Below are 22,653 nucleotides of genomic sequence, written 5' to 3'. Positions count from 1 at the left end.
ACCGAGTCCAGGACGGCGCCATGCTGCTCTTCGACACCGCCCCGCTCCCCCGCGCCGACCGCGCCGAGGCCTTCCGCGTCGCGATGCAGGAGGCCGCCGCGCCCTGCCGCGTCGAGCACCGCGAGGAGCCCGGGGCCATGGAGGCCCGGGTGCAGGCGTGGCCGTACGGGACGGTGACGCTGCTGGCCACCGACGCCACGCGGTTCCGGATGGTGCGCACCCGCCGGCACGTGGCCCGCGACGACGGCGCCGTGGTGGCGCTGGCCTTCCAGCACCGCGGCCGCGGCGAGTTCGACCAGCTCGGCCACGAGCAGCTGGTGCGGGGCGGGGACCTGATGCTCGTCGACATGAGCTCGCCCTACGGCTTCGCCTGCGCCACCGGCGGCGGGTCGCGGGCGCTGCTGGTCCCCCTCGACCGGCTCGGGCTGCCCCTCGACGTCGTCCGCCGGGCCACGCCGCGGCTGCGCGCGAGCCCCCTGCACGACCTGGTCCGCGCGCACCTGCAGCGGCTCGCCGACGCCGCGCCGGAGCTGTCGGCCGACCCGGGCGCCGCGGCGCTCGGGACGGCGACCGTCGAGCTGCTGCGCGCCCTCGTCGTCTCCGCGGCCGGCGACGACCGGCACGGCCCGGCGGTGCGCGAGGACACCCTCGTCACCCGGGTGCGCGCGCACGTCGCCCGGCACCTCACCGACCCCGGGCTCACCCCGGCCTCCGTCGCCCGCGCGCACGGCGTCTCGGTGCGCCACCTCTACAAGGCGTTCGCGGCGGCCGGCGCGAGCCTCGAGCAGGAGGTCATCGCCGGCCGGCTCGAGGCCGCGCGGTCACGGCTGGCGAGCCCCGCGGGACGGCAGCGACCGATCGCCGCGACCGCCCGCGCGTGCGGCTTCGCCGACGCCAGCCACTTCGCCCGCCGCTTCCGCGCGGCCTACGGGGTGAGCCCGCGGGAGTGGCAGCGGGCCGCCGCCGGCTGACCGCGTCAGGCAGCGACCTGGACGACGGCCTCGATCTCGACGGCGATGTCGAAGGGCAGCTCGGCCATCCCGACCGCCGAGCGGGCGCCGCGGCCGCGGTCGCCGAGCACCGCGACGAGCAGGTCCGAGCAGCCGTCGACCACCGCGGGCGTGCGGTTGAAGCCGGGCCGGCAGTTGACCATCCCGAACAGCTTGACCACCGAGCGGACACGGTCGAGGTCGCCGAGCTCCGCGCGCATCGCCGCGAGCATCTGCAGGCCGGTGAGGCGGGCCGCCTCGCGTGCCGTGTCGAGGTCGAGGCCGCCGTCGCCCACCTTGCCCGCGACGAGGCTCCCGTCGGGCCGGATCGGTCCCATCCCGGAGAGGTACAGCAGGTCGCCCGCGGCCTTGGCGGGCACGTAGTTCCCCGCCGGGGTCATCGGCTCGGGCAGTTCCAGGCCCAGCTCGCGCAGCCGCGCGTCGACGTCCATGCGCCGATGCTGGCCCCGCCGCCGGGACGACGCGAGACCTCCGTGCACGGATCGCCGTCCCCGCTTTGCCGATCGGGGCCGGGGCGAGCACCCTCTCCTCCACCACGGGGCCAGCGACGAGGGGACGCCCATGAGCACCCGCGATGCGCACTCGATCTGGCGGCGCATGCCGGTGGAGCAGATGGACGACGAGGAGGAGCGTTCCGCCGGCGGCGTGCTGGCCAAGAGCCTGGGGCTCTGGCAGCTGACCGCGATCGGCGTCGGCGGCATCATCGGCGTCGGCATCTTCTCGCTGGCCGGGCTGGTGGCCGCCGGCGACGAGAACAACGAGGGCGTCGGGCCGGCCGTGCTCATCGCGTTCCTCATCGCGGGGCTGGCCTCCGCCGCGGCGGCGCTGTCCTACGCCGAGTTCGCCGGCATGATCCCGCGGGCGGGCTCCGCCTACACCTACGGCTACGTGGCCCTCGGCGAGATCGTCGGCTGGTTCATCGGCTGGGACCTGCTGCTGGAGTACATCGCGATCGTCGCGGTCGTGGCCATCGGCATCTCCGGCTACCTCGGGGAGCTGCTGGACAACCTCGGGCTCACCCTGCCGACGTCGCTCACCGCGTCGGCCGAGGAGGGCGGCGTCGTCAACGTGCCCGCCGTCCTGATCTGCCTGCTCGTCACGTTCATCCTCAGCCGCGGGACGAGGACCTTCGGCCGGTTCGAGCTGATCGCCGTCGGCATCAAGATCCTGCTGATCCTCGGCATCATCGGGCTCGGCGTGTTCTACATCGAGGCCGGGAACTACGACCCGTTCCTGCCCTCGGGCTTCGGCCCGGTGCTCACCGGCGCGGCCACCGTCTTCTTCGCCGTCTTCGGCTACGACGCCATGAGCACCGCGGCCGAGGAGGCGGAGGACGGCAAGGAGCACATGCCGAAGGCGATCATCCTGTCGCTGGTCATCGCGATGCTGCTCTACGTCGCCGCCACCCTGGTGCTCACCGGGATGCAGGACTACCGGGACATCGACCCGACCGCCGGCTTCGCCTCGGCCTTCGAGGGCGTGGGCCTGTCGGTGGTCGCCAGCATCATCTCCGTCTTCGCGGTGCTGTCGATCCTGACCGTGATGCTGACCTTCCTGCTGGGCGTCACCCGCGTCTGGTTCTCCATGAGCCGCGACGGCCTGCTGCCCCCGTGGTTCGCCAAGGTGGACCGGAGCGGCACGCCGCAGCGGGTCACCTGGATCGCCGGCCTCGGGTCGGCCGTCCTGGCCGGCGTCTTCCCCATCCGCGCCGTGGCGGACCTGACCAACATCGGCATCCTGTCGGCGTTCATCGTCGTCTGCGCAGCGGTGATCTTCTTCCGGTACACGAAGCCGGATGCGCCGCGCTCGTTCCGCCTGCCGCTCATGCCCGTGGTGCCCGCGTTCGGGGTCCTCGCCTCCCTGTTCCTCATCTGGCAGCTGCCGTGGGAGACCTGGGCCCGCTTCGGCGTCTGGATGCTCATCGGCCTGGTCGTCTACTTCGCCTACGGGCGCAAGCACTCGCTGCTGAACCCCGACCGCCCCGGCCGGCGCCGGCCGGTCGACGACTGAGCAGCGCCGCGGACCGTCAGGGACGGACCGCCTGGCTCAGCCGGTAGGACAGGTCGCGCACGGCGCGGAACAGCGCCACCGGCTGCAGGTCGTCGGCGCCGAGGGTCGGCCGGAACCGCAGCTCCTCCGACACCTCCCCGGGCAGCGCGCCGCCGAGAGTGAGCCGGCCCCACCGCGTCCAGCCGCCGGCGAGCGGGGCGGCCAGCAGGTCGTACCCGTCGCCGGCCTCGCGCGCGCCCAGCAGCAGGGTGCGCCCGCTGCCCGTGCGGTAGGGCAGCACGGAGGAGAACGTGCGGCCCAGCGGCGCGGGCAGGAACACGTGGCGCAGCACGGGCGGGCCGCCGGCGGTGTTCACCAGGAGGTCCAGCGGCCCGCCGCCGCGGCCGAGCCCGTCGAGCCGGACCGCCAGGCCGACGACGTCGGGCAGCGGCTCGGGCAGCCCGGCGCCGCGCGAAACCCGGACGACGGCGTCGTGCCGGCCGGCCTCGTCGAGAAGCCGTGCGCCCCAGGAGCCGCCGCCGTCGGTCTCGAGCCTCGCGGCCCGTGCCTCGCCGCGCGGGTGGAAGACCCGGGCCCCGCGTACCGCCGTCCCGAGCGCGAGGGCGGAGGAGGTGACGGCGCGGGGCACGGCGAACGGGTCCAGGGAACGGAGGGGCATGCCGACCGCCTACCCGGGCCGGCGGCCGCCGACCCCCTCGCTCAGCAGCGGGCGTGCAGCACCTCGACGCCGTCGCCGGACAGGTCGCCGAGGAAGGCGGCGCGGCCGGTCATCGCCATGACCAGCGCCAGGGTCGGGCCGCTGACGAGCGGCCCGGCCCCGGCGGCGAACGGGCCGTCGGTGGCCTCCAGCCGCAGGCCGCCGATGCGGCCCCGCGCGACGACCACCTGGTCGCTGCGGGAGTAGTAGGCGGCCACCCGAGTGAGGGTGTCGACCGAGGAGGCACCGGTGAGCCCGAGCGGCCGGCGCACGTCGGCGCCGTGCACGACCACCTCCCCGAGCAGCGCGATCCGCGGCAGCGGCGGGGCGGTGGTGCTCGCGACGACCCGCTCAAAGCGGGCCAGGGTGTCCGCGCCGGAGCTGCCCAGGTGCTCGCGCAGGCGCATCGTCACCTGCCGGTCGAAGTCGAACCGGCAGCGCAGCACCCCGGCCAGCCAGCGCAACCCGCCCAGGCTGGCGGCGGCCGTCAGGTGGGCGAGCACCTCGCGGACGGTGAGCCCGCTGCACAGCGAGGGGGCGGCCCAGCGGTCCTCGTCGAGGTGGCGCAGGTCGGCGGCCAGCGCGCGGCGCTCGGCGTGGATGAGGGGCCACAGGTCGACCGCGGTCGTCGTCACGCGGGGAGGACCCGGGAGAGGGGCGGAATTCATCGCCGCCCGTCCTCCCACTTCAACGTATAGCGCCTGCCGGGGCTTGCGGCAAGACCCGGGGGAAGGCTCAGCATCGCTTGCCGTGGCTGCTCAGACCTCCCTCCCCACCAGCGCGTTCGACCTCCCCGACCGCCTCTCCGCGAAGGCCGACCCGGACCTCGTGGCCGCCGACGAGGCGCACTTCGCCGCCATGGCCGACAGCCTCCGGCGGACGGTCGCCGAGCTCTCCGGCCGGCTCGACGCCGAGCGCCGCGCCCCGGGCGGCACCGGCCAGGAGGCGCTCGACCGCGACCTGGAGGTGCACCGGCTCACCGCCCGGCTGCGGACGTTGCGCCGGTTCGGCCTGGACCTGTGCCTGGGCCGGATGGTGCCCGCCGACGGCGGGGCGCCGGTGTACGTCGGCCGGCTGGGGCTGACCGACGGCGCGGGCCGGCGGCTGCTGGTCGACTGGCGCTCCCCCGCCGCCGAGCCGTTCTTCGGCGCCACCCACGCCGACCCGATGGGCCTGGCCAGCCGCCGCCGCTACCGCTGGACCCGCGGCCGGATCACCGACTACTGGGACGAGGTGTTCACCCCCGACGGGCTCGAGGGGCACGCGGCGCTCGACGACCAGTCGGCGTTCGTCGCGAGCCTCGGCAGCAGCCGGTCGCCGCGGATGCGCGACGTGCTGGGCACCATCCAGGCCGACCAGGACGCGATCATCCGCGCCGGCTCCCGCGGGGCGCTGGTGGTCGACGGCGGCCCGGGCACCGGCAAGACCGTCGTCGCCCTGCACCGGACCGCCTACCTGCTCCACGCCGACCCGCGGCTCGGGCACCGGCGCGGCGGGGTGCTGTTCGTCGGCCCGAGCCGGCCCTACCTGACCTACGTCGCCGACGTCCTGCCCGGCCTCGGCGAGGAGGGCGTGCGCACCTGCACGCTGCGCGACCTCGTGCCCGAGGGCGCCGCCGCCGCCCCCGAGGCCGACCCGGAGGTGGCCCGGCTCAAGGCCGACGCGCGGATGGTGGCGGCGGTCGAGCCCGCCGTGCGGCTCTACGAGGTGCCCCCGGCCACCGGCACGGACGTCGTCACGCCGTGGGGCGACGTGCGGCTGGACCCGGCCGACTGGGCGGAGGCGTTCGCGGCCGCCGAGCCGGGCTCGCGGCACGCCGAGGCGCGCGACCGGGTGTGGGAGGCGCTGCTCGACGTCCTGGTCGACAAGCTCACCGACGGCGCCGGAGAGGACGAGGACGACGACGAGGACGACGACCAGTTCGACGCCTACGGGCTCGGGCGGGCCGACCCCACCGCGCGGTACCGGCGGGCACTGGCCGGGAACCGCGAACTGGTCAGCACCTTCGGCCGGGCCTGGCCGCTGATCGAGCCGGCCGACCTCGTCGGCGACCTGTGGTCGGTGCCGGCCTATCTGCGGCGCTGCGCCCCCTGGCTCACACCGGAGGAGGTCACGCGCCTGCAGCGCCCGGACCCGGCCGCGTGGACGGTCGCGGACCTGCCGCTGCTCGACGCCGCCCGGCAGCGGCTCGGCGACCCGGCCGTGGCCCGGCTCCGGCGGCGCCGGGAGGCCGAGGTGGCCGCGGACCGCGCCCGGATGTCCGACGTCGTCGAGCACCTGATCGCCACCGACGACTCCGACATGGGCGTGATGTCGATGCTGCGGGGGCAGGACCTGCGCGGCGCGCTGGTCGACGACGCCGCGCTGCCCATCGCACCTCCCGACGCGCTGGCCGGCCCGTTCGCGCACGTGGTCGTGGACGAGGCGCAGGAGCTCACCGACGCCGAGTGGCAGATGCTGCTGCTCCGCTGCCCGTCGCGGAGCCTGACCGTGGTGGGCGACCGGGCGCAGGCGCGGCACGGGTTCCCCGAGTCGTGGGAGGAGCGGCTGGCGCGGGTCGGCGTCCCCGAGGTGACCGTGGCCTCGCTGACGGTGAACTACCGGACGCCGGCGGAGGTGATGGCCGAGGCGGAGCCGGTGATCCGGGCGGTGCTGCCGGACGCCAACGTGCCGACGTCGGTCCGCAGCAGCGGCGTCCCCGTCCTGCACGGGGCGGCGTCGGACCTGCAGGCGGTCGTCGACGAGTGGCTGGCCACCCACGCCGAAGGCACCGCCTGCGTGATCGGCGCGCCGGGGTTCCGCGGGGGTGAGCGCGTCCGGTCGCTGACGCCCGAGCTGGCGAAGGGGCTCGAGTTCGACCTGGTCGTGCTCGTCGACCCCGACCGCTTCGGCACCGGGGTGGAGGGCGCCGTCGACCGGTACGTGGCGATGACCCGGGCGACGTCGCGGCTCGTCGTCCTCACCTCGCTCATCAACCAGAGTTGACGAACGGCCTCGCATCAATCTAGGTTGATGGCCATGGCCGAGCTGCAGCCCCTCCCGGGTCCCGAGGACCCGGAGGCCGCCCTGGCCGCCGTCGTGGCGCTCCGCCGGCTCGCGGGCCGGCTGGAGTCCGCGGCGGTGGCCGAGGCGATCGGCCAGGGCTGGACGTGGGCCCAGGTCGGCGAGGCGCTGGGGATCAGCGCCCAGGCCGCGCACAAGAAGTTCGCATCCGAGGTCCGCGCCCGGCGCGGCTCCTGACCGAGAGGACACATCCGATGGGGCTCCTGACCGCCGTGCGGGACGTGCGCACGATCCAGCAGCTGCTGACCACGGCCGAGGCGGAGGCGCGCGCCGGCGGGGAGGAGACGCCGGGCGCGGAGCACCTGCTGCTGGCCGCCACGGCGCTGCCCGACGGGTCCGCAGCCCGCGCGCTCGCCCGGGTCGGCGTCGCGCCGGAGCGGCTGCGCGCCGCCGTCGAGGAGGCGCACGCCGGCGCGCTGGCCGCCGTCGGCATCGAGGCCGGGCCCACCCCCGCCGCGCCCGCGCTGCAGGCGTCGCCGTCGGGCGCGTTCCGCTCCACCCCGCAGGCGCAGCAGGTGTTCCAGGACGCCGTCGCGCTGGCGAAGGCCGGGCGGGGCGGGCTGACCGGCGCGCACGTCGTCGTCGCGGCCACCCGGCTCGAGCACGGCACCGCGGCCCGGGCACTGGCCGCGCTCGGCGTCGACCGGGACCGGTTGCGCGAGGCCGCGGCGGCCGAGGCCGGGACCGGCTGAGCCGGGTCAGAGCTCGGCGGCCCCGCGGACGGCGAGGGAGACCGCGAGGGCGGTCATGACGACGGCGATGACGCCGTCGAGGACCTGCCAGGCGGCGGGGCGGGCGAACACCGGCCGCAGCAGGCGCGCGCCGAAGCCGAGCGCGGTGAACCAGACGATGCTGCCGAGCCCCGCCCCGGCCGCGAACGCCCACCGCTGGTCGCCGTAGGTGGAGGCCGTCGAGCCGAGCAGGACGACGGTGTCGAGGTAGACGTGCGGGTTGAGCCAGGTGAGCGCCAGGCAGGTGCCGACGGTGACCGCGAGGCCCGCGCGGACCCCGGCGGCGTCGGGCAGCAGGGAGCCGGGGCGCAGCGCCCGCCGGGCGGCGACGACGCCGTAGCCGAGCAGGAAGGCGGCGCCGGCGAAGCAGACGACGGGCACGAGCCACGGCAGCCGGTCCAGCGCGGCACCGGCCCCGGCGACGCCGGCGAGGATGAGGGCCAGGTCGGAGAGGGCGCACACCGCGACCACCGCGGCCACGTGCTCGAGGCGCAGGCCCTGGCGCAGGACGAAGGCGTTCTGCGCGCCGATCGCGACGATCAGGCCCAGCCCGAGCGCGAGTCCGGAGGCGGCGGCGAGCAGGGCAGGCGTCGTGAGCACACGCTCGACGCTAGGAAGTCCCGCAGCACCGGTCCAGCTAATGATCCTGTTGCACCGTTAGCCTCGCTGTCCGTGGAGCTGGACCTGGCGCAGCTGCGGGCACTGGACGCGACGGTGCGGGGCGGGACGCTGGAGGCGGCGGCGCGGGCGCTGCACGTGACGCCGTCGGCGGTGAGCCAGCGGCTGCGCGCGCTGGAGGTGGCGACCGGCCGCATCCTGCTGGTGCGCAGCAAGCCGGTGCGGGTGACCGAGTCGGGGCAGGCGGTGCTGCGCCTGGCGCGGCAGATCGACCTGCTGACCGCCGACGTCGCCCGCGAGCTCGGCGACGACCCCGTGACCGCCGCCGTCCCGACGCTGCCGGTGGCCGTCAACGCCGACTCGATGGCCACCTGGGTGCTGCCCGCGCTCGCGCCGCTGGCCGGGGAGGTCTGCCTCGACCTGCACCGCGCCGACCAGGAGCACACCAGCGCGCTGCTGCGCGCCGGCACGGTGATGGCCGCCGTGACGGCCGAGGCCGAGCCGGTGCCCGGCTGCACCTCCACCCGACTGGGCTCGATGCGCTACCGGCCGATGGCCGCCCCGGCGTTCGCGCGGCGCTGGTTCCCGGACGGGCTCACCGCCGAGGGGCTGGCGCGGGCGCCGGTCGTCGTCTTCGACCGCGAGGACGAGCTGCAGCACCGGCTGCTGCACGCCTGGGCCGGTAGCGACGCCACTCCCCCGCAGCACTTCGTGCCCGCGTCGGCGGACTTCGTCCGCGCCGTCGCGCTCGGCCTCGGCTGGGGCATGGTGCCCGACCTGCAGGCGCGCGACCTCGACGCGGAGCTCGTCGACCTCGACCCCTCCGCCGCCGTCGAGGTCACCCTCTACTGGCAGCAGTGGAAGCTGCGCTCGGCGACGCTCGACCGCGTCCGGGAGGCCGTGCTCGCGGCGGCCGGGCGGGAGCTGGACCGCCCCTAGGGCCGGCCTGCGGTCCGCGACGGCCCGGCCGGCGCCGCTGCGGCGGGGAGCCGCACCGTGACGCGCAGGCCCCCGCCGGAGCGCGGAGCGACGGTGAGCGCGCCGTCGTGCGCCGCGGCCACGCGCTCCACGATCGCCAGCCCGAGGCCCACGCCGGCGTGCCCGGTGCGGACGTGCCGGCCACCGCGCTGGAACGGCTCGGTCAGCGTGGCGACCAGCTCGGGCGCGAGCTCCTCGCCGGTGTTCTCGACGGTGAGCACCACGGCGCCGGGGCGCGTCGTCGTCGACACCCGGACGCAGCCGCCGGGCACGTTGTGCACGACGGCGTTCTGGACGAGGTTCGTCGTCAGCTGCAGCAGCAGCGCGGGCGAGCCGCACACGGAGGCGACGTCGCCGGCGGTCTGCACGGTGACGCCGAGCGACTCCGCCAGCGGCAGCAGCGTCTCGGCGGCCTCCTCCACGAGCAGCGACAGGTCGACCCGCTCGCGGGCGGGCGGCCGGTGGTCGGCGCGGCTGAGCAGGAGCAGCGCCTCGGTGAGCTCGATGGCCCGGGTGTTCACCTCGTGCAGGCGCTCGACGAGGACGTCCGGGTCGCGGCCGGGGTCCTGCCGGGCGACGTCGAGCAGCGTCTGCGTGATGGCCAGCGGCGTGCGCAGCTCGTGGGAGGCGTTGGCGGCGAACCGGCGCTGCTCGGCGACGTGCGCCTCGAGCCGGGCGAGCATGCCGTCGAAGGCGTCGGCGAGCTCGCGGAACTCGTCGCTGCGCCCGGGCAGGGCGATCCGGTGCGACAGCGAGCCGGTCGCCGCGACCCGGGTGGCCTCGGTGATGCGGGTGAGCGGGGCGAGCATCCGGCCGGCGAGGAACCAGCCGCCCGCGAGGCCGACGAGCAGCAGGAAGGCCAGGGCCGCGGCGGCCCGCGGGACGAACGCGCGCTCGAGGTCGGAGCGGTTGGGGACGAAGAGGCCGGGCTCACCGGCGCGCCCGCCGCCGGTGACCAGGACGGCGTCGGGCACGTACCGGAGCAGGAAGACCCACACGACCGCCAGGAGCAGGGCGCCGGTGAGGACGACGAGGCCCGCGTAGCTGAGCGCGAGCCGCAGCCGGACGCTCGGGCCGGGCGCCCGGGTCACCGGCCGCCTCCGCCGGCGCCGGCCGGGGCCTCGATCCGGTAGCCGACGCCGGGCACGGTGGCGATCAGCCACGGCTCGCCGAGGCGCCGGCGCAGCGCGGAGATGGTGATGCGGACGGCGTTGGTGAACGGGTCGGCGTTCTCGTCCCAGGCGCGCTCGAGCAGCTCCTCGGCGCTGACCACCCCGCCCTCCGCGGCGACGAGGACCTCGAGGACGGCGAACTGCTTGCGGGTGAGCGCCACGTAGCGACCGTCGCGGAACACCTCGCGGCGGAAGGGGTCCACCCGGAGGCCGGCGATCTCCCGAACCGGCGGGCGGTGGTGGGCGCGGCGGCGGTCGAGCGCGCGGAGCCGGAGCACGAGCTCGCGCAGCGCGAAGGGCTTGGTGAGGTAGTCGTCGGCGCCGAGCTCGAACCCGGAGGCCTTGTCGTCGAGGCGGTCGGCCGCGGTGAGCAGGAGGATCGGCAGGCCGCTGCCCGTGGCGACGATGCCCCGTGCGATCTCGTCGCCGGAGGGGCCCGGGACGTCGCGGTCGAGCACGGCGACGTCGTAGGTGTTGACGCCCAGCAGCTCCAGGGCGGTGTGCCCGTCACCGGCGACGTCGGCCGCGATCGCCTCCAGCCCCAGCCCGTCGCGGATGGCCGCGGCCAGCACGGGCTCGTCCTCGACGATCAGCACGCGCATGCGGCGAGGGTAGGGAGCGGGGGCGTATCGCCGGCGTATGCGCGGCGGCATACGCCCCCGCAACACGCCCGCGCCTTGGCTGCGGGCATGTCCGCTCTGGTTGCTCGCCGGACCCTGCTGCCGGCCGCCGTCGTCCTGGTCCTCGCCGCCGGCTGTGCGGGAGCCGGCCCCGCCCCGTCCCTCCGGCACGGCGGGAGCCCGCCCGCTCCCCCGATGGGCGTCACCGTCGACGACGGCGTGCTCCCCGACGGCGCGACGGTCTTCGACGACCGGTACCCGGCGGTGTCCCGGCTCGACGCCGAGCTGCTGGCCGCCCTCCGCGCGGCGGCGTCGGCGGCGTCCCGCGACGGGGTCGGGTTCGTCGTCACCAGCGGGTGGCGCTCACCGGAGTACCAGGAGCAGCTGCTGCGCGAGGCCGTCGACGAGTACGGCTCGCGAGAGGAGGCGGCGCGCTGGGTGGCGACGGCGGAGACGTCGGCGCACGTGACCGGGGACGCGGTCGACGTCGGCCCGACCGACGCCATGTCGTGGCTGTCGCAGCACGGCGCGGACTTCGGGCTGTGCCAGGTCTACGGCAACGAGCCCTGGCACGTCGAGCTGCGCCCCGACGCCGTCGAGGACGGCTGCCCGGCTCCCTACGCCGACCCCACGGAGGACCCCCGCATGCAGCCGTGACCGGGCGCTCGTCAGGCCGGCACCTCCTGGAAGGCGCGCACCTCGATCCGCGCGCCGAGCGCCTTCGACGCCTCGGCGGCCCAGGCGACGGCGGCCTCCCGGTCCGGCGCCTCGACGACCCAGAAGCCGCCGAGGTACTCCGGCGCGCGGGTGAAGGGCTCGTCGGCGAGGACGAGACCGTCCCCGGTGGCGTCGACGGTGACGGCGGTCGACGGCGGGTGCAGCCCGCCGGCGAACACGAGCGCGCCGGAGGACGTCAGCTCCTCCATGAACGCGCCGGCCGCCGCCATCGCGGCCTCCAGCTCGGCGGGGTCCATCGTCGCCATCGTCGGCTCCTCGGCCGAGTCGTGCGGCATGGACAGCAGGTACTGGGTCACGGGGTCCTCCCGGTCGTCGCCGCGGCCCCTGCGGCCGCCTCACGGGAGGGGGACCTCCGGCGCTGCGGCGACTCATCGGTCGATCCACGAGTACCGGCGCGGACGACGCGGCCTCACTCCGAGGGCGGACCCGCGCGCCCGGGACCGCCGTGCGACGGACGGCGACGGGTAGCGTCGGTGCGGAACGAGGAGGCCCCATCGCCACAGACCGTGGACGCGACGCCGACGCCGGTCTCGACTCCCCTGCCCGAGGTGAGGGGACGACCGACGGGGAAGCGGCCGCCCAGCTCACCGACGCCCAGATCCCGTCGCACCAGGCCGTCGAGTGCCCGGAGTGCGGCCGTCCCACCTCTCCGCGCGCGATCGGCCTGTGGGGGAACTGCCGGGTGTGCCGCACGGCGCAGTCCCGGCTCACCGATCCGCTCCGCTGGTGACCGGCGTCGTCACCCGGTGGTCCCGGGCACCCCGACCTCACGGAGGTCGGTGACCGCCAGGACCCGGGCGGTCGGGTACAGCTCGATCTCGGCGTCCTCGGTCGAGGCCGCCATCACCGTCAGCCAGCCGACGGGCCCGAACCGGACGACCCTCCGCACGAGCTCCAGCTGACGGGACGGGTCCGCCGGATCCTGGACCACGACCCGGGCCTGGTAGAGGTGCCGGTCGTTGACGGTGGTGATGTCCATCGGGCGAGCCTCCTCCCCGGGGTGCCGGCGCAACACCTGGCGCCGATGGAGCACCCGCCAGGCCCGGAGCAGCAGGGTCGTCAGGGACGACGGACGAGTCGGCCCGTACGCCGGGCACGGTCCGCCGGTGCTGGATCGGTCGTGGAAGTCGACGCACATGGCGGTTGACCTGCCGGCTCACCGTTGATCGCTACTGGTGGGGATCGACCACATCCTGCTGGATCGCGGACCATCTGCGAACTGGGTGCGGACTGAGGGCGCACGCGCGGTCAACCCACCCCGACCGTGTCGGGACGACGGCGCCGCTCCACAGCCGGTCCAGGATGTCGGCTGCGACGGGTCGCCCGAAGGGCGCTCCGCGCCCCTGCGGGATGGGCGGCGGGGGTCTGCGAGCCGTACGAAGCGCTGGACTCGCCGGGCAGTGATCACTGCAGGGCGCCGTGGCGGTGGAACGACCCGCCTCTCGCCGGCCGCTGGCTCATCTGCTGATGCCTGCGGTGGTGGCCGCCCGCCGGTGCCCGTTCGAGTGGAGAACCGGGGGCGGCCCGCCGATGACCGCAAGGTCTCGAGCCGCCTGCGGGATCACCCCGCTCCGTCATCGGAGGACCCATGAGCTCCACCTGGACGATCGGCCGTCGGCTGATGGCCGGCTTCGGGGCGGCGCTCGTGCTGCTCGCGGTGGTCGGCTTCATCGCCTACCGGAACACCGGCACGATGCGCGACACCAGTCACATGGTCACGCACACCTACCAGGTGCTGGCCGCTGTCTCGACCATCGAGAGCACGCTCAAGGACGGTGAGACGGGGCAGCGCGGCTTCCTGCTGACCGGGGTCGACAGTTACCTGGCGCCGTACACGGACGCCCAGGGGCGGGTGCAGGGCGAGATCGACGCCTTCGCAGAGCTGACCAGTGACAACCCCCGCCAGCAGGAGCGCGCCGAGGAACTGCGCGGCCTGGTGGACCAGAAGTTCGCCGAGATGCAGGAGACGATCGACGTCCGGCGTGCCCAGGGTCCGGAGACGGCGATCGCCATCGTGCGCACCGACCGCGGCAAGGCCGTCATGGACGAGATCCGAGGCCTCCTGACCGCCATGGACGAGGAGGAGCGCGGACTGCTGGACGTGCGTGGCGCCGAGTCCGACGCCGCCGCCCGGACGACGCAGACCGTCGTCGTGACCGGACTGGTCGTGGGCCTGGTGCTCCTGTTCGGCATCGCCGTCCTCATGACCCGCTCGATCGTCCGTCCGATCCGGACGATGACCGACCGGCTGGCCGACATCGCCGACGGCGACGGCGACCTGACGCAGCGGGTCGACGAGGCCCGCCAGGACGAGCTAGGTGCGCTGGGGCGCAACTTCAATCGCTTCGTCGAGAAGATCGCGAACACCGTCCGGGACATCGGCGGCAACGTCAGCGCCCTGACCGGCGCGTCGGAGGAGCTGGTCACCGCCGGCAAGCAGATCAGCCTCAGCGCCCAGGAGTCCTCGACCCAGGCCGGCCTGGTGGCCGCCGCGGCGGCCCAGATCAGCGGCAACGTCCAGACGGTCGCCGCGGCGGGCGAGGAGATGGGCGCGTCGATCTCCGAGATCGCCAGCAACGCCAGCGAGGCGGCCCGGGTGGCGCAGCAGGCGGTCTCGGTGGCCGACCAGACCACCGCGACCGTGGCCAAGCTCGGGGAGTCGTCGGCGGAGATCGGCAACGTCGTCAAGGTGATCACCTCGATCGCCGAGCAGACCAACCTGCTGGCGCTCAACGCCACCATCGAGGCCGCCCGCGCCGGTGAGGCCGGCAAGGGCTTCGCGGTCGTCGCCAACGAGGTCAAAGAGCTGGCTCAGGAGACCAGCAAGGCCACCGAGGAGATCGCCCACAAGGTGGCGGCCATCCAGGCCGACACCACCGGCGCGGTCTCCGCCATCAGCCGGATCTCGGAGATCATCGCCCAGATCGACAACTTCCAGACCACCATCGCCTCGGCGGTGGAGGAGCAGTCGGCCACGACGACCGAGATGAACCGCAACGTCTCCGATGCCGCCGTCGGCTCCGTCCAGATCGCCGACAACGTCACCGGTGTCGCCCGAGCCGCGGAGACCACCACGGCGGGCGCTGCGACGACCGCGCAGGCGGCCGAGAAGTTGTCGAGCATGGCCGGGGCGCTCGAGCAGCTGGTCGGCCAGTTCAAGGTCTGATTCCGGCGCCCAGCTGTGCGCCGTGTGACGCCACGCGACATGCGGAAGGCCTCGACGCGAGCCCGCATCCTGGAGGCGGCGCGGCAGCTCTTCGCGGAACACGGCTACGACACGGTGACGGTCAGCGCCATTGGCTGCCAGCGCCCGAGTGCTGCCAGAGTTCCATCGGCAACCCATTGACGGATGACGCTCGAGGCGGTGGAGGCCCTGACCGAGGCCATGCCGGAGAGGTACCGGGCGTTGGTCACCCTCGCGGCGGGCAGGGGCTCCGGTAGGGCGAGATGTCCGGTCTCACGGTCGACCGCACCGACTTCCTCCGCCGGCAGCTGACGGTCGACCGGCAGCTGGTCACCATGCCCGACCGCCCGCCCTACCTGGCACCGCCCAAGACCCAGGCATCGGTCCGCGTGGTGCCCCTCCCCCAGGTCGTCGTCGACGCCCTCGCAGCCCACCTCGCGCAGTGGCCGAGCGACGGCTTCGTGTTCACCACCGACCTCGGCAGCCCGATCCGCCGGACCGCCTTCTCCGCCAGCGTGTGGCGCCCGGCGGTCCGGGCGGCCGGCCTGGACGACAGCGTGACCTTCCACGGCCTCCGGCACTTCTACGCCAGCCTGCTCATCCGGCACGGCGAGTCGATCAAGACCGTCCAGGCCCGGCTCGGCCACGCGAGCGCCGCCGAGACGCTCGACACCTACAGCCACCTGTGGCCGGACTCCGACGACCGGACCCGGGCCGCGGTGGACGCCGTGCTGGCTCCCGCGGCTGAGGAACATCTGAGGAACGGGGACCCCCGCCGAACCTGAAAGCGCAGGTCAAGCGGGGGGCGACGGACGAGTCGGCCTGTACGCCGGGGACGGATCCGGGGATGTTGATCACTGTTGGCTGAGGCTTGATTGGGGCTCTGACCTGCGCATTCACCGTTGACTGTCGCTTGCCGTATTGGGCTGTCCGTGGGCCTTCTGCGGACTTGGTGCGGACTAGCGCCAGGTTTGGGTGGCTCGACAGCAGCTAGGTGCAGGTGTCCCTGAAGGCGGCCGATGGGACACCAGCGCAGCGGGACGGCGCCTTGTCACCCGTATGGCAGACGACGGCGAGCTGACCTGCTGCCACAGTGCCCTCGTGACGAGGCGACAGGCGCGGCGACGAACGGATTGCGCTTCACCGGAGGCGGAGGATCCGTCCCGTCCAGTGACCGTCGTGTCGTGGGAAATGGACTACGGTTTCAAGCTCCCCCTAGTCGACGCGTCTCCTGGTGCAGGTCTCGTCCCTCTCGGAGGACGGCATGTTCCCATCGTGGAACGGCTCGGTCTCCCGCCCGAACTGCGCCAACGCATGGCGGAGTGGGCCCACCGGTGGGAAGACCTCGCCATGCGACAGGTCGGGGGCGAACCGCCCACGGAGTGGGCGGCCCGCGCGGACCGAGACTTGGCCCGGCACGAGTGGGCGCTGCTTGATGATCTGCACCGGACGCTCGCAGCAGATGTCGAGCTACTGGTGTGGGGCCGGCCCTTCACCGAGTGGCGAGAGCAGCAGCACCGCCCGGGTCTATGAACGTCCTGGGCCCGTACGTCGGCTTCACCGAGCGACGGCCGCGCCTGCTTCGAGGTCACCCCCGGGGACCTGGCCAACCTGCTCATCGAGCGGCGCTGGCTCCCCAGCACCTGACCTCGAGGGGGAAGCCCTCAGCCGGCGACGGTGCTGATGACGGACCCGACGCCTGCCACCAGGAGACCGAACAGTTCGAGCCGCACCCCGTCTGTGGCGTTGCTGGTCACCCGCCCCGCCAGCGCGGTCACTTGCCCGTCGAGGCGTTCCTCGGTCTCCCGGACCTGGTCGACGATGCCGCGGTCGGCGTCCGCCAACCTGGTCTTCGTCCGGTCGAGGTGGTCCTCCACCTGCGCCAGCCGCGTCCGCAGGTAGCGGACCTGCTCAGCGAGCGGGGCATCCTCGGCGGCCGGCGTGATGACGTAGACGGTCGGCGCGTGAGCCGTCGCCCGGGCTGAGGCGATGCCGTCCATGTAGACGACTTGCGGTCGACGGAACAGGCGGCGCACCGCAGCGACGGCCCGCCTGAGGCCAGGGACGATCTCCTCCCCGTCGTTCTTCCTGTGCATGTCGAACGCCGCCCACGCGGCGGTGACCGTGCCGAGAAGCTGCAGCCCGAGGCCGACCCACTCCCCCGCGTTCACGCACTCAGCCTGCCACGACGGAACTGTCGGTCACGCTGTTCACACTGTGCACCGCCTGTGGAGGCGTGCGGTTCGCCGGTTGGTTCCCGGCAGCGAAGAGCCCCCGCTCACCACCTCACCGGTGGGAGCGGGGGCTCCCCGTCGTTGGCCTCGCAGGCGCTGAGGATCAGTCGACGACGGGCACGCCGACGGCGACCCATCCCTCATCCGTGTGCCGCACCGTGCAGCTGTAGTCCGACCGGAGCATGGCGCCGAAGCTGTTCTCGGCGTCGACCTGGCCGCGCACGGTGTACCGGTCGCCGCCGTCGTCGGTGATCCGGGCGGCGTCGTAGCCGGTGAAGTCGGCCGTCGACGGCGCCTTGAGGACCAGCCCGACGAAGTGCTCGCACGCGTAGTACGCCCCCTCCGAGGTGGGGGCCTCGTCCTCCCCGTCGCCGGTCGCCGCTGCGACGATCGCCCAGATAATCCCGCCGATGACGGCCACCATGGCGAGCAGCGCCAGCCCGCCCTTGACGTTCTCGATCCAGGGGAACTTGGGCTCGACGACGGCGGTGCCGGTGTCGAGTGCGTGGAGGCGCGCGTCGATGCGGGCGACCGCGTGCGCGAGCAGCGCCGGCGTGAACACCGACATCGACGCCGGCGTCCCGCTGGAGAGGATGGCTCTGGCCCCGAGCAGCTCGTCACGAGTGAGCGCCGGGGCCTTGCCGTTGAGGCTCGCGGACACCCGCTGCATGGCGGCGGTGACGTCCGTCGGCGTCGGCACAGCTGGGCTTGGTGCAGTCATGGTGGGCCACCCCCGTGTCGAGATCCGGCGCCGGACCGTACCGATGCGCGTAGCGGGGGCTGCGGATGTTCACCCGGGTCCGTGACGTGTGGGAGGGGAGGGGTCCTCGACTGCAGCCGTGACGTCGATCTGCCGACGCTAGGGTCATGCCCGTGCCCGCAAAGTTGGTCGCCTCGGTGGCGGCGGTGGTGCGACAACTGTGCGAGGAGCGCGGCTGGTCGGCGCGCGAACTCGCGCGCCGAACCGGCATGAAGCCGACGGCCGCGACGTACAAGCTGTCGGGCGACCGGGCCTGGGACGTCGGCGACCTCGAGGCGATCGCCACGGCCGCCGACCTCCGCGTGTCCGACCTCATCGCCCGGGCGGAGCTCGCGGCTGGCTGACCCGAACGGGTGAGTCCTGCCGCTCAACTTCTCGGACATACTGCCCGAGAAGTTGAGCATGAGCACAGCCACCGTCGCACGGCCGACCGCGCCGCGCATCACCGTCGCCAGCCTGCGCCGCCCTGGTGCACCGCGCCGGCGTCATCGTGCAGACCGACGACGGCGAGGTCGTCGGCATGCCGCACGGGCTCACCGCCGGTCAGGCCGAGGACCCCTCGCTCGTGGTCGTCCTCACGCACGACCAGGCCGCGGCCCACGTCGCCGACGCCGGCGGCCGCCTCAGCACCGCCGCCCGCCTGGCCACCGAGCAGCTGCGCGCCGAGTACGCGCTCGGCTACCTGCTCCCCTTGGACATGGCCGCGTGAGCGCCGTCGCCCAGCTGGCCGCGCCCGGGCAGCTCGACGAGCTGTCCGCCCGCCGGCTGACCAAGGAGATCCGGCGCACGCTCGAGGTCGCCGTCGACCTCCTGCTCGACGCCTGGGACGGCCGCGTCTGGCTGGCCCTGGGGCACCCATCGTGGGAGGCCTACCTCGACGCTGAGATCGGTGACCTCGAGTTCCGGCTGCTGGCGGAGGCGCGCCGCGAGCGGGTGCTCCCGCTGCGCCAGCGGGCCTGTCCGCTGAGGCGATCCGCCTCATTCCCGGCATGGGCTCCAAGGGCACCGTCATCGCCGACCTGCAGGCGCTGCGCAACGCCGGCCGCCTGGCCGACGTCGACGGCACCGTCGGGCTCGACGGCCGCCGCCGCGCCTCCCGCACCGGCGCCTCGCCTGTGTCGTCCCTGGCCGGCCTGACCGTCGACCTGCGCACTGCGACGCTGGTGGCCCGGGCCGCCGACGGGCTGACCGTGCACGACCTGTGCACCGCGGCGCGGAAGGCGAAGGTGCCCGGCTGCAGGCTGTGCGACCAGGGCGCCGCGTCGGCGTCGCTGTCCCGCGCGGTGCGCGCCGGCCTGGTCCGGCACAGCGGCACCTTCCGCGACGGCTGCACCGTCTACGTCGCGCCCTGAGCGCCGACTCGCACCGAGCCAGTAGGTGTCCCTGAAGGCGGCTTTAGGGACACGCTCGCCTGGCTGCACCCCGTTGGGGCGATGCCGGGTGGAGGACGGTCGCCCGTGCGTGACTGGAATCGCATGCTGGTGATGTCCGGTGGCGAAGGCGGGGAATCTGGTCGTGGCGGTGTCGGTCGACTTCAAGCGCCTCAAGCGTGCGCTGAGGGACGAGGATGGGCCGTGGTTGTTGGTGAGCGCCTCGTCGCCGGGTGCGCTGGGTGAGTTGCTGGAGTCGTGGGTGGCCGAGGCGGAGCCGCGACTGAGTCAGCTTCCGGGGCTGATGGGTGTGCAACTGCTGGGTCCGCTGGCGCTGCCGGACGGGGTGTACCTGCTACGCCCGGTCACCTACGCCGATTCCAAGCGCCTGGTGGCGGTGGTCACCGATCTGTCCGCGACACTGCAGGCTGCCGGGCTCGATGCCCGCATCGACGTGGCGCCGACGAAGTGGAGTCCGCTGGGAGACATCCACGAGGGCCACCGGCTGACTGCGGTGTCGGTGACGCTGCCGTGGCGGCCCGGCTCGCTCGGCCGGCGGGAGGAGCGCAGGGCCGCCGGACCTCCGTACATGCTGCGAGGGTGGTATCGCAGCGACCTGCAGGAGGAGGCGTGGGCCGCCGTCGTGGACACCGCGCTGGCGTGGTGCCAGGAATTGGGCAGCGGCGCGACCGGGGATCGGTACGTGACGCATGGGCTATCCAGTCTGCAAACCGCGCCGGCGCAGTGGGAGGCCACCGCCCGCCTGGCGTTGGGCAGTACGAATATGCCCCTCCAGGCGAGCGTCGAGGACTGGCCGGGCGAGGCGCGGCAGGTCTGCTTCGAGCACAGACCTCACCGAGTGCTCTTTCAGCTCGACGAGGGGGCCTTCGGCTCGGCGGAGTCGACCGTGGCCCGGGTCCGCGAGCTGATCGAACGCCTGACGCCGCACATCACCTCGGCGTTCGTGATGCGCGCCGCGCACGCCCCAACGATTCAGACTGCGTGGCTGCTGCGAGGATGGGCCAGGACGGCGGCGCCAGCGGCGCCGGTGACCCAGATCCACGCGCTGGCGCCGATGGATGACCGTCGGATCATCGACGCCTTCGGTGTCATGTACCTCGGTCCCGGCTTCCGCGGCCTGGCCGCCGATCCGCAGCTGTACCGCGTCGAGCAGCTCGGCGCCGGCCGGTTGCTGACCGCGACTGATCCCGACGCCTGGTTCCGGACCGACGGGCGGACTCCCCAGTCTGAGGTGTTGGAGGCCGCCCGCGCCGACATCGCCGACGCCATCGTCACCTACGACGAGTACTACCGAGCCAAGCGCTCAGACGGGCAAGACATCCCCCTACTTCTCGACTAACCCGCGGTCCTAAGCGCGGTGTCCCATAGTGGGCCGCTTAGGGACAGAAGGCGGCCCTGGTGACAGGCGCCGACGACCCGTGTGCGGCTCACTCTGTGGCTGCTCGCTGTTGAATGCCCACGTGGACCTGGACGCCCCTGCCGCCTACCTCGTGGGACCGGACTGGTCCAGACCCAGGAAGCCGTTGATCTACGAGGGGGACCTCGACGCGCGGGACCTCTCGCAGGGCTTGGCTACACCGACAGGGCCGATCCCCTTCCGCGTGCCCTCCAGTGCTCGGCCCGCCGACATCCTCTTCGCGGACTCGGTGGCTCTGCACGTCGTCTCCGCCAAAGTGATCGACATCCTTGAGCGACATGAGCTCACTGGCTGGCGGTCCTACCCAGTGACGGGCGTGGGCCCGCATGGCGCTCTGCTCAACGGTTACGCCGGCCTCGCGATCACCGGCCGCACCGGCCCTCCGGATTACTCAAACATCCAGGTCATCATGAGACCGCTTGGTCCAGTAGGTGTCCCCGAGCCTCACTACCGAGGCTTGCACCCACAACGCGACACTTGGGACGGTTCAGACCTCTTCGTCATCGAGGGAAGGCTGGGCCTGTGCATCACGGCGGCTGCGAAGGACGCCTTGACCCAGGCGCAACTGGCTCAGCCGCTACCGCTCTTCGAGCGTCTGTGCGACGTAGAAACCTGGATCAGCCCCCACTGAGTCGACTGTGGCCAGCGACCGGGCAAGGGCGTCCCTCAGTGGGCCGCTCAGAGACAGTTGCGCCAGCTCACGACGAGGGGTCGGCTACGCCTCAGCGGTCGCCGCTCGGAGCGGCCAGGCCGTGCACTGTCATGCATTCGACGGCTGAGGCCTCTGCCGCTTCTGCGACGAGCTGATGAAAGGCCTGCTGCCCGTGACGCGCTTAGGCTCGCGGCATGGCGTCCAACCGTAGACCGCTGGACGACCTTCGCGAGACCGTCGGTCGCCTGGGTGATCAGCTTCCCCGGCCCGGTCTGCGCAGCGTGGACGACCTGATGAGCGACCTCTTCGGCGGTCGCCCCGGGCCGGCTCGGCCTCTCCCGGTGATCCAGGCGGAACTCGACGGGCTGATCGGGCTGGAGGCGGTGAAGGAGCAGGTCCAGGCACTGGTGGCCTTCCTGCAGGTGCAGGCCCGCCGCAAGGCGCACGGCCTGCCCGAGGCGGCGACGTCCCAGCACCTGGTGTTCCTGGGGAACCCCGGCACGGGCAAGACCACGGTGGCGCGGCTCCTGGCCGAGATGTACCGGGCGGTCGGCCTGCTGCAGAAGGGCCATCTGGTGGAGGTCGACCGAGCCGCTTTGGTGGGGCAGTACGTCGGTGCGACCGCGATCAAGACCGACCGCGTGATCCGCCGGGCGCTCGACGGCGTCCTGTTCATCGACGAGGCCTACTCGCTGTCCCCGGAGGGCGACGGTCGGCTGGACTTCGGGCCCGAGGCGATCGAGGTCCTGCTCAAGCGCATGGAGGACCATCGCCACCGCCTCGTGGTGATCGTGGCCGGCTATCCCCGGCTGATGAAGGCGTTCCTGGCCTCCAATCCCGGTCTCCGCTCGAGGTTCGCCCGCGAGATCGACTTCCCCGACTACTCGACCGACGAGCTCGAGGCCATCTTCGCCGGAGTGGTGGCTCAGCACGAGTACGTGCTGGAGCCCGGCGCCGACGTGGCGCTCCGCCGCACCCTCCGTGGTCTCACGTCGGATCAGGAGTCCGGCAACGCGCGCTTCGTCCGCACCCTGTTCGAGCAGGCGCTCAACCGCCAGGCGCTGCGGCTGACCCGCGATGAGGGCCGGAGCGTCGACGCCCTCAACCGGGCCGACGTCTCGACCCTCATCGCGAGCGACATCGCCGAGGCTGCCCGGGCGCTGGGCGAGCAGCCCACCTGAGCAGCTCAACTCGCCGTCCGCTTTGGTCGGACGGTTTCCCTTGCTGGACGATGACCGCTCGTCCGCGTCGCCGTCCACCCGCCGGAGTCTCGACGCCGTCCTCGCGGCACTGCGTGCAGAACGAATAGGGGCACGTCACATTGGCGCCCTCCGGACGAGCCAGGCGCTGGTGTCCCTGAGCGGCCCACTAGGGGACA

General features: G+C 73.7%; 26 protein-coding genes. 16 read left to right on the top strand and 10 right to left on the bottom strand.

The window, feature by feature from the left end; all coding sequences use genetic code 11:
* Positions 1–20 precede the first annotated feature (20 nt).
* Positions 21–971, top strand: a complete 951-nt coding sequence (locus tag ACI79X_RS16805) for a helix-turn-helix domain-containing protein (protein ID WP_457026559.1) — start codon at positions 21–23, stop codon at positions 969–971.
* A gap of 5 nt (positions 972–976) precedes the next feature.
* Here the strand turns inward: ACI79X_RS16805 and ACI79X_RS16800 are convergent, their stop codons facing one another.
* The gene (locus ACI79X_RS16800) at positions 977–1,441 is read right to left on the bottom strand and encodes a RidA family protein (protein ID WP_457026558.1); all 465 of its coding nucleotides are present in this window, start codon (positions 1,439–1,441) and stop codon (positions 977–979) included.
* 130 nt (positions 1,442–1,571) lie between these two features.
* Here ACI79X_RS16800 and ACI79X_RS16795 point away from each other — a divergent pair, with 130 nt between their 5' ends.
* Positions 1,572–3,020: an amino acid permease gene (locus ACI79X_RS16795; RefSeq protein WP_457026557.1), complete on the top strand. Its 1,449-nt coding sequence runs from the start codon at positions 1,572–1,574 to the stop codon at positions 3,018–3,020.
* Positions 3,021–3,036: 16 nt separating this feature from the next.
* On the opposite strand, the gene ACI79X_RS16790 is transcribed toward ACI79X_RS16795, so the two are convergent.
* The gene (locus ACI79X_RS16790; protein WP_457026556.1) at positions 3,037–3,678 is read right to left on the bottom strand and encodes a hypothetical protein; all 642 of its coding nucleotides are present in this window, start codon (positions 3,676–3,678) and stop codon (positions 3,037–3,039) included.
* 41 nt (positions 3,679–3,719) lie between these two features.
* Positions 3,720–4,352, bottom strand: coding sequence for a maleylpyruvate isomerase family mycothiol-dependent enzyme (locus ACI79X_RS16785; protein WP_457026555.1), 633 nt, complete (start codon positions 4,350–4,352; stop codon positions 3,720–3,722).
* Between the two features lie 115 nt (positions 4,353–4,467).
* On the opposite strand from ACI79X_RS16785, the gene helR reads away from it, so the two are divergent.
* Genes helR through ACI79X_RS16770 form a run of 3 tightly spaced genes read left to right on the top strand, consistent with a single transcriptional unit; the run spans position 4,468 to position 7,472 of the window.
* Positions 4,468–6,702: an RNA polymerase recycling motor ATPase HelR gene (gene helR / locus ACI79X_RS16780; RefSeq protein ID WP_457026554.1), complete on the top strand. Its 2,235-nt coding sequence runs from the start codon at positions 4,468–4,470 to the stop codon at positions 6,700–6,702.
* A gap of 33 nt (positions 6,703–6,735) precedes the next feature.
* Positions 6,736–6,957 carry an RNA polymerase subunit sigma-70 gene (locus ACI79X_RS16775; RefSeq protein ID WP_457026553.1) on the top strand — a complete coding sequence of 74 codons (222 nt, stop codon included), beginning with the start codon at positions 6,736–6,738 and terminating at the stop codon, positions 6,955–6,957.
* Between the two features lie 17 nt (positions 6,958–6,974).
* Complete coding sequence (locus tag ACI79X_RS16770; RefSeq protein WP_457026552.1) at positions 6,975–7,472, top strand: Clp protease N-terminal domain-containing protein; 498 nt, start codon at positions 6,975–6,977, stop codon at positions 7,470–7,472.
* Positions 7,473–7,478: 6 nt separating this feature from the next.
* Here the strand turns inward: ACI79X_RS16770 and ACI79X_RS16765 are convergent, their stop codons facing one another.
* The gene (locus tag ACI79X_RS16765) at positions 7,479–8,111 is read right to left on the bottom strand and encodes a LysE/ArgO family amino acid transporter (RefSeq protein WP_457026551.1); all 633 of its coding nucleotides are present in this window, start codon (positions 8,109–8,111) and stop codon (positions 7,479–7,481) included.
* Positions 8,112–8,183: 72 nt separating this feature from the next.
* Between ACI79X_RS16765 and ACI79X_RS16760 the strand changes: the two genes are divergently transcribed.
* A complete protein-coding gene (locus ACI79X_RS16760; protein WP_457026550.1) occupies positions 8,184–9,068 on the top strand; it encodes a LysR family transcriptional regulator ArgP in 885 nt (294 codons plus the stop codon).
* Here the strand turns inward: ACI79X_RS16760 and ACI79X_RS16755 are convergent.
* Entirely contained in the window at positions 9,065–10,198 is a 1,134-nt protein-coding gene (locus ACI79X_RS16755; RefSeq protein ID WP_457026549.1) for a sensor histidine kinase, read from the bottom strand. The genes ACI79X_RS16760 and ACI79X_RS16755 overlap by 4 nt on opposite strands.
* A complete protein-coding gene (locus ACI79X_RS16750; protein ID WP_457026548.1) occupies positions 10,195–10,881 on the bottom strand; it encodes a response regulator transcription factor in 687 nt (228 codons plus the stop codon). The genes ACI79X_RS16755 and ACI79X_RS16750 overlap by 4 nt, the downstream gene beginning before the upstream one ends.
* Before the next feature lie 87 nt (positions 10,882–10,968).
* On the opposite strand from ACI79X_RS16750, the gene ACI79X_RS16745 reads away from it, so the two are divergent.
* Complete coding sequence (locus ACI79X_RS16745; RefSeq protein ID WP_457026547.1) at positions 10,969–11,556, top strand: M15 family metallopeptidase; 588 nt, start codon at positions 10,969–10,971, stop codon at positions 11,554–11,556.
* 11 nt (positions 11,557–11,567) lie between these two features.
* On the opposite strand, the gene ACI79X_RS16740 is transcribed toward ACI79X_RS16745, so the two are convergent.
* Positions 11,568–11,933 (bottom strand): YciI family protein, encoded by a 366-nt coding sequence (locus ACI79X_RS16740; protein ID WP_457026546.1) that lies wholly within the window; start codon positions 11,931–11,933, stop codon positions 11,568–11,570.
* Between the two features lie 443 nt (positions 11,934–12,376).
* The gene (locus ACI79X_RS16735; protein ID WP_457026545.1) at positions 12,377–12,616 is read right to left on the bottom strand and encodes a hypothetical protein; all 240 of its coding nucleotides are present in this window, start codon (positions 12,614–12,616) and stop codon (positions 12,377–12,379) included.
* 609 nt (positions 12,617–13,225) lie between these two features.
* Between ACI79X_RS16735 and ACI79X_RS16730 the strand changes: the two genes are divergently transcribed.
* The 3 genes from ACI79X_RS16730 to ACI79X_RS16720 all read left to right on the top strand — a co-directional run bounded on the left by ACI79X_RS16730 (position 13,226) and on the right by ACI79X_RS16720 (position 15,606).
* Positions 13,226–14,803 (top strand): methyl-accepting chemotaxis protein, encoded by a 1,578-nt coding sequence (locus tag ACI79X_RS16730; protein ID WP_457026544.1) that lies wholly within the window; start codon positions 13,226–13,228, stop codon positions 14,801–14,803.
* A 39-nt stretch (positions 14,804–14,842) separates the two neighbouring features.
* Positions 14,843–14,983: a TetR family transcriptional regulator gene (locus ACI79X_RS16725; protein WP_457026543.1), complete on the top strand. Its 141-nt coding sequence runs from the start codon at positions 14,843–14,845 to the stop codon at positions 14,981–14,983.
* A 101-nt stretch (positions 14,984–15,084) separates the two neighbouring features.
* Complete coding sequence (locus ACI79X_RS16720) at positions 15,085–15,606, top strand: site-specific integrase (protein ID WP_457026542.1); 522 nt, start codon at positions 15,085–15,087, stop codon at positions 15,604–15,606.
* A gap of 879 nt (positions 15,607–16,485) precedes the next feature.
* Here the strand turns inward: ACI79X_RS16720 and ACI79X_RS16715 are convergent.
* Together ACI79X_RS16715 and ACI79X_RS16710 are read right to left on the bottom strand one after the other, a co-directional pair.
* Positions 16,486–16,992, bottom strand: a complete 507-nt coding sequence (locus ACI79X_RS16715; RefSeq protein ID WP_457026541.1) for a hypothetical protein — start codon at positions 16,990–16,992, stop codon at positions 16,486–16,488.
* A gap of 166 nt (positions 16,993–17,158) precedes the next feature.
* Complete coding sequence (locus ACI79X_RS16710; protein WP_457026540.1) at positions 17,159–17,755, bottom strand: hypothetical protein; 597 nt, start codon at positions 17,753–17,755, stop codon at positions 17,159–17,161.
* A gap of 173 nt (positions 17,756–17,928) precedes the next feature.
* Between ACI79X_RS16710 and ACI79X_RS16705 the strand changes: the two genes are divergently transcribed.
* From ACI79X_RS16705 to ACI79X_RS16680, 6 genes are all read left to right on the top strand, one after another.
* Positions 17,929–18,159: a helix-turn-helix domain-containing protein gene (locus ACI79X_RS16705; RefSeq protein ID WP_457026539.1), complete on the top strand. Its 231-nt coding sequence runs from the start codon at positions 17,929–17,931 to the stop codon at positions 18,157–18,159.
* Between the two features lie 125 nt (positions 18,160–18,284).
* The gene (locus tag ACI79X_RS16700) at positions 18,285–18,524 is read left to right on the top strand and encodes a hypothetical protein (protein ID WP_457026538.1); all 240 of its coding nucleotides are present in this window, start codon (positions 18,285–18,287) and stop codon (positions 18,522–18,524) included.
* Between the two features lie 280 nt (positions 18,525–18,804).
* A complete protein-coding gene (locus ACI79X_RS16695; protein ID WP_457026537.1) occupies positions 18,805–19,167 on the top strand; it encodes a hypothetical protein in 363 nt (120 codons plus the stop codon).
* Between the two features lie 139 nt (positions 19,168–19,306).
* Positions 19,307–20,545 carry a hypothetical protein gene (locus tag ACI79X_RS16690; protein ID WP_457026536.1) on the top strand — a complete coding sequence of 413 codons (1,239 nt, stop codon included), beginning with the start codon at positions 19,307–19,309 and terminating at the stop codon, positions 20,543–20,545.
* A 121-nt stretch (positions 20,546–20,666) separates the two neighbouring features.
* Positions 20,667–21,254 carry a hypothetical protein gene (locus tag ACI79X_RS16685; RefSeq protein WP_457026535.1) on the top strand — a complete coding sequence of 196 codons (588 nt, stop codon included), beginning with the start codon at positions 20,667–20,669 and terminating at the stop codon, positions 21,252–21,254.
* A 215-nt stretch (positions 21,255–21,469) separates the two neighbouring features.
* Complete coding sequence (locus ACI79X_RS16680; RefSeq protein ID WP_457026534.1) at positions 21,470–22,456, top strand: AAA family ATPase; 987 nt, start codon at positions 21,470–21,472, stop codon at positions 22,454–22,456.
* Positions 22,457–22,653: the final 197 nt, after the last annotated feature.

This window comes from Geodermatophilus sp. SYSU D01119 (assembly GCF_054049975.1).
Note: the sequence above shows the minus strand (reverse complement) of the source record. Positions and strands in the feature narration are given on the sequence as shown.

Bases quoted from the DNA above. Each gene is read 5' to 3' on its own strand.
- ACI79X_RS16805 (WP_457026559.1), top strand. From the start codon at position 21: ATGCTGCTCTTCGACACCGCCCCGCTCCCCCGCGCCGACCGCGCCGAG.
- ACI79X_RS16800 (WP_457026558.1), bottom strand. From the start codon at position 1,441: ATGGACGTCGACGCGCGGCTGCGCGAGCTGGGCCTGGAACTGCCCGAG.
- ACI79X_RS16795 (WP_457026557.1), top strand. From the start codon at position 1,572: ATGAGCACCCGCGATGCGCACTCGATCTGGCGGCGCATGCCGGTGGAG.
- ACI79X_RS16790 (WP_457026556.1), bottom strand. From the start codon at position 3,678: ATGCCCCTCCGTTCCCTGGACCCGTTCGCCGTGCCCCGCGCCGTCACC.
- ACI79X_RS16775 (WP_457026553.1), top strand. From the start codon at position 6,736: ATGGCCGAGCTGCAGCCCCTCCCGGGTCCCGAGGACCCGGAGGCCGCC.
- ACI79X_RS16770 (WP_457026552.1), top strand. From the start codon at position 6,975: ATGGGGCTCCTGACCGCCGTGCGGGACGTGCGCACGATCCAGCAGCTG.
- ACI79X_RS16750 (WP_457026548.1), bottom strand. From the start codon at position 10,881: ATGCGCGTGCTGATCGTCGAGGACGAGCCCGTGCTGGCCGCGGCCATC.
- ACI79X_RS16745 (WP_457026547.1), top strand. From the start codon at position 10,969: ATGTCCGCTCTGGTTGCTCGCCGGACCCTGCTGCCGGCCGCCGTCGTC.
- ACI79X_RS16735 (WP_457026545.1), bottom strand. From the start codon at position 12,616: ATGGACATCACCACCGTCAACGACCGGCACCTCTACCAGGCCCGGGTC.
- ACI79X_RS16730 (WP_457026544.1), top strand. From the start codon at position 13,226: ATGAGCTCCACCTGGACGATCGGCCGTCGGCTGATGGCCGGCTTCGGG.
- ACI79X_RS16725 (WP_457026543.1), top strand. From the start codon at position 14,843: ATGCGGAAGGCCTCGACGCGAGCCCGCATCCTGGAGGCGGCGCGGCAG.
- ACI79X_RS16720 (WP_457026542.1), top strand. From the start codon at position 15,085: ATGTCCGGTCTCACGGTCGACCGCACCGACTTCCTCCGCCGGCAGCTG.
- ACI79X_RS16695 (WP_457026537.1), top strand. From the start codon at position 18,805: ATGGGCTCCAAGGGCACCGTCATCGCCGACCTGCAGGCGCTGCGCAAC.
- ACI79X_RS16680 (WP_457026534.1), top strand. From the start codon at position 21,470: ATGGCGTCCAACCGTAGACCGCTGGACGACCTTCGCGAGACCGTCGGT.